The sequence below is a fragment of the Microvirga tunisiensis genome, from assembly GCF_009296175.1.
GTDB lineage: Bacteria > Pseudomonadota > Alphaproteobacteria > Rhizobiales > Beijerinckiaceae > Microvirga > Microvirga tunisiensis.
In genome coordinates this window covers 1-4,609 of record NZ_VOSK01000428.1, presented here as the reverse complement: position 1 = coordinate 4,609, position 4,609 = coordinate 1, and the positions used below count along the sequence as shown (strand labels likewise).

The 4,609-nt window shown below is 64.2% G+C and carries 6 protein-coding genes; 2 read left to right on the top strand and 4 right to left on the bottom strand.

What is annotated here, in order from left to right:
* Positions 1–753 precede the first annotated feature (753 nt).
* The 3 genes from FS320_RS38510 to FS320_RS38500 all read right to left on the bottom strand — a co-directional run bounded on the left by FS320_RS38510 (position 754) and on the right by FS320_RS38500 (position 1,721).
* On the bottom strand, positions 754–1,005 hold the full coding sequence (locus FS320_RS38510) for a hypothetical protein (RefSeq protein WP_152717585.1): 252 nt from the start codon (positions 1,003–1,005) through the stop codon (positions 754–756).
* On the bottom strand, positions 1,005–1,397 hold the full coding sequence (locus FS320_RS38505; RefSeq protein ID WP_152717583.1) for a hypothetical protein: 393 nt from the start codon (positions 1,395–1,397) through the stop codon (positions 1,005–1,007). Before FS320_RS38505 ends, FS320_RS38510 begins: the two co-directional genes overlap by 1 nt.
* Before the next feature lie 93 nt (positions 1,398–1,490).
* The gene (locus FS320_RS38500; protein ID WP_152717581.1) at positions 1,491–1,721 is read right to left on the bottom strand and encodes a hypothetical protein; all 231 of its coding nucleotides are present in this window, start codon (positions 1,719–1,721) and stop codon (positions 1,491–1,493) included.
* 128 nt (positions 1,722–1,849) lie between these two features.
* Between FS320_RS38500 and FS320_RS38495 the strand changes: the two genes are divergently transcribed.
* Both FS320_RS38495 and FS320_RS38490 read left to right on the top strand, forming a co-directional pair.
* Entirely contained in the window at positions 1,850–2,197 is a 348-nt protein-coding gene (locus tag FS320_RS38495) for a DUF6634 family protein (RefSeq protein ID WP_152717580.1), read from the top strand.
* Positions 2,198–2,208: 11 nt separating this feature from the next.
* Complete coding sequence (locus FS320_RS38490; protein WP_152717578.1) at positions 2,209–3,342, top strand: hypothetical protein; 1,134 nt, start codon at positions 2,209–2,211, stop codon at positions 3,340–3,342.
* A gap of 198 nt (positions 3,343–3,540) precedes the next feature.
* Here FS320_RS38490 and FS320_RS38485 read toward each other — a convergent pair whose 3' ends face one another.
* The gene (locus tag FS320_RS38485; RefSeq protein ID WP_152717575.1) at positions 3,541–4,527 is read right to left on the bottom strand and encodes an IS481 family transposase; all 987 of its coding nucleotides are present in this window, start codon (positions 4,525–4,527) and stop codon (positions 3,541–3,543) included.
* Positions 4,528–4,609: the final 82 nt, after the last annotated feature.

The window sequence follows — 4,609 nt, the reverse complement described above, 5'->3', positions numbered from 1 at the left end:
ACTTCGCATCTGGTACCGAGGCCCCGTCCAATGGGGATCAATCCACTTGCAGATCCCGCACCGCTTCGAAGTGCCGTCACAAGAGACGGCAGGCCAACCGGTCAAAATCACTGTGTCGAGGATCTAGGTCTGAGACGCACTTCCCTCTGAGCGCCCTTCAGACCTACTGCTGCCGCGTCACAAGAGTCCGACTTGCAGGAGTTTCAGTAGACTTCGGTTGATGAGATCAATGGATCTGATGTCTTAAGCCCTTGAAACTATTTGATAACGTCGGAACAAGAATATCAGAACCTTGTGACACCTCTATCATTTGCGCGTTTGCGAGCAGTAGGTTTGAGGGGCAGTTCTTCTCCTGCACGCGTAACCTCCACCACCTGCGCGTATCACAAGAGGCGAAGCGCTAAGTGCTTGTCACAAAATACTATTTAAGGAGCGACGGCAGGATTGACCTGCACTTCTTTTCAAGTGCGTCTCAAACCTACAGGCCATTCGCGTTGCTGCACTCCTTGAGCCGAATGCCAAATGCCTTCGAACTTTTGTGACGTATCCTCGTCCTGCGCAGCCGTGTCTTTGGCAGATGGCCTCAACCAACCGGGCGCCATGCTCTCGCATGCTCGCGAAATCCATGGGCCGAATCTCGTTCCCGCACTCGTCATAGCACTGACGCGAATTGCGGAGCGGGTTCTCTCGGCTCATCGCGTTCCCCGGCGAGGAACGGGCCTCATCTCCATCTCCTCGTTGTTGTCCCAAGCGTCACAGGAGTCCGAGAGCATGACTGGATCCCTCCCGGGAGGGCAAAGCGCGTGAATTGATGGACGGCGAGGAGCGTACAGGCGGCTGCCGGCGGGTTTTCGCGACCAATGCCTCATGAGCGCGACGTCCTGGCAACTCCCAGCGACTGGTCGATGGACTGGACGGGGCAGTGGCGGCCACGCGCACCGCCTCCTCGGGCGTGAGGCGCAGCGTGGTCGTCGTCGACTTCTGGCGGGACTCGGAGGCGGACATCAGGCGTTCCAGTCGAAGTCGTCGTCGACCACGTCCAACGGAGCCGGCGGCAAGTTGGGCCGGTCGAGGGTGACGTAGATGAGCCACGACCGCCGCCCCTGACCGATCCAGACGTGGGGGAGGTCAGGCGACTCCAGATCGAGGCCGAGCCGAGCCGCAGCCGCCTCGGCGGCCTCGCGGGTCGGGGCCTCGATGCGGAGGCGGGTGCGGGGGTCGGGGTTCCTGATCATGGCGCGACGTCTCCGGCGGGTGGGGTCCACGGGGGGGGCTTGCCCCTCCTCCTGGCCAGGAGGTTGTGCGGTGGCACTGACAATTGCTGGCTTCTGGCTACGTGATCCCCCTGCAAGGAAGGATTCCGCGGATCGGCCGCCGGCGGAAACGCCGGTCCGCAAGTCATCTCAATTTGAGCCAGGTTGCCGCCGCTTGGGGCGCGGGGCCAATATTCATAGACCTCAATGAATTATCTGAGGGAGAGCCCCTGACGCCTAGCGCCTCCCCAAGGGGTTCAGCTCGGCCTCGAGCAAGGCTTCGACGACCCTCTCGTAAGGCTCCGAGACGAGGATCCGCTTGGCTCCGATCGAGACGATGCACTCGTTCCTGAGGCAGTCGGAGTCCGAGACCTCGACCCGCGACGATGCCGGGAAAAGATGCCGGCAGCCCTCGCCGTCGGTCACCTGGATCCACCCGCGACCGACCCGCCGAACCACCTCCTCCATGGCCATCTCCCCGCATGAACAAAGAGCGAACATACGTCGCAGGGTGGCCTCCGGGAATCCCCTACTCAAGAGCAGTCCCCGCTATCCCCGGGACCGGCTACAAGGTCCGTCGAAGACGGAGGATCTCCATGATTAGGGCGACGCGCGATGGCCTGAGAACGACGACCGGCGAGGACATCGACGGGATGATCGACCGCTTGGAGCGCCTTGCGGCAGACCTGAAGGCCCTCCGAGACGGCGCCGATCCTTCCGCTCTCGCCGCCGATGCCACGATCCTCGACGGGTGGATGGAACACTACATGCCCATCCCCGTCCTCGTCGGCGGCGCAACCGGGCACCCGACCCTCCCCGGCAAGGGCAGGCTGATCCGAACCTCGGACCTTTGGGTGATGACCGAGGATCACGGGTGTGCCCGTTCCATGTCTAGGTGGTATCGTCTCGGCCGGCCGCTCGAGGCCGAGACGACGCACTCCTGAGGAGGCTGCCTATGGGTGATCGGAAGATGCCGTCTCTCCCCATGTCCGCCGATGCGTTTTTGGAATGGGCCGAGACCCAGGAGGAGAAATGGGAGCTGGTGGATGGCTATCCCGTTCCCAAGTTCCGTGACGAAACAGAGGCTGGGATGGACCCGACTCCCCGAGTGCCGATGAGCGAGACCGAGTTTCTGGAATGGGTGAAGACCCAGCCCAGCCGGTATGAGCTCGTGGACGGCGTCCCGATCCCTGTGTACGGCGAGGTCAGGGGGGACCTTATCACCTCCGACTGGCGGGCGCTGTACGGCAGTCTGAAGGGGAAGGGCAGCGATCCCGATCGGGTCCGCTCCATCGAAGAGATCAGCGGAGCCGCCATGACCGACGACGAGACGCTTACGCACGAGGAGGCCGCGGCCCTGCTCGGCGGGTACGCCACCCTCGCCCACAGGGTGATGATCAACGAGCTCCCGCGCCTGCCCGACGGCGGGTTCCGCCGGGGTGATGTCCTGGCCCTGAGGGATCGGCTCCGTGCCTTGGAGGCCTTCGCCGCCTCGACCGAGGAACTGTCCCAGATCGCCGAAGGCGAGGCCGTCAAGCACGAGACCCAGGGGTCGACGGATCTGGCCGCCGAGGGCGAGGATGCCGAGAAGGAGCAGACGTTCGGCGAGGCGCTCGACGAGATGGGTTGGCAGCCTGTGCCCTTGCCGCGCCTGACACTCCGCTCGGGCGCTCCCGGCAGGCGGCTGAAGCTCCCTCGTCCTCCCGAGGAGGCCGTCCTGATCGCGGAAGGCGAGGCCGCCAAGCGCGAGATCCTGCGGCTGGCCGGGGGCTACCTCGAGGAGGAGCTGGCGGCCGAGTGGCTCGGCGTCTCGGTCGATCACCTGCACCGCTCCGTCGAGGAGGGCACCTGGATCGCCGTCGAGATGGACGGGCGCCTGGTGGTCCCGGCCTGCATGATGCGGGACTCTATGACGGTCCTGATCCTGCGCGAGATCCTCGCCGTGATGCCGATCCGATCGCCGTGGATGCGGCTGGAATGGCTCGTCCGGCCAGACAACGCTCTCGGCGGGCTGAGCCCCATGGAAGCCATCCGGGACTGCCGGGAGAAGGAGGTCCGAGAGCTCGCGCGAAGCCACGGAGCGGATTAACCGCCCCTAGGTATTCGACAGTAATCCTGGTCTATCCTGCCGATATCGACGCCGAGCGCGACCAGCCATGTTCCTTCAATCCCCAAACTGAGCGGGATCCAATCGTCTAGGCCGATCTGCGGCCCTTACACGCGTTTGCCACAGGAACTGGTACGGTCCCTTCAGCGAATAGGATGGTGCAAGGCATCGTCTCGGTCACTAATTGTCTGGATGCGAGACCTCCTTGGCATGAGCGATGACCTGGAGGGCGGGCGGCAACGCGTCTGCATCGGGTGGCTTGTAGCGGCGGTTGGCGAGCTTCGGCTCGGCAGCCAGGCGGCTTCGCACAACCTCATCCGGGGATCGCCCCTTGAGCACGCGTTGACGTCTTCTGTTATAGGCCTGATTGAAGCCCTTGAGCAGCGTCTCGAGGTCCCGATGGCTGTAGATGGTGATGCCCAGCACCTCGCGCTGCACCCGCCCGTTGAAGCGCTCCACGAGACCATTGGTCTGCGGCGTGTAGGGCTTGGTCTTGCGGTGCTCCAGCTTCAGCTGGCGGCAGGCGTCCTCGAAAGCATCCGCCGTGAAGCAGGATCCTCGATCCGTCAGGACGTGCGTGACCTTGAAGGGGAAGGCGCGCACCGCCTCTTTCAGGAAGGCGACCGCGCTGGTGGCCAGCTCATCGTCCTTGACGGCCAGATGCACCCACCGTGAGCAGCGGTCGATGGCCACATACAAATAGCGCTTGCGGCGCTCGCCGTTGGCGGTCTGCAGCTTGGGCAGGTGCTTGATGTCGATGTGCACGAAGCCGAGATCGTAATCCTTGAACGTGCCGCTCCGGCGCTGGCGCTGCTGCGCCGGGGGCAATCGTCCCAAGCCTTCCGCCTTGAGGATGCGGTAGACGGCATCGCGGTTGAGATGCGGCAGGAAATGCGTGACGATGAAGGTCAGATCGTCGAGCGGAAAGCCGGTGGCCTGGCGCAGGACGCAGACGATGGCGCGCTCCTCGTCCGTGGCTTTCCAGGGCAGCTTGTGCGGCCGGCTGCTATGGTCCTGGCAGTCCTGGGCTCCGCGCTTGCGCCACTTGCGGATGGTCTCGGTGCTCACGCTGAAGCGCTGGGCCAGCACGCCGGTGGGCTCTCTCGAGCGGGCGATCTCCTGGCGGACAGCGGGGGTGGTGCGGGCTTGCGGATGAAGGGAGTGCATCACGTCCTCCTGCGGTGAGAAGCTCGGCGTCGCAGGCCGTCAAAGCGCCAAGTGTACTCCTCAATGGCGTAACGCACCCGAT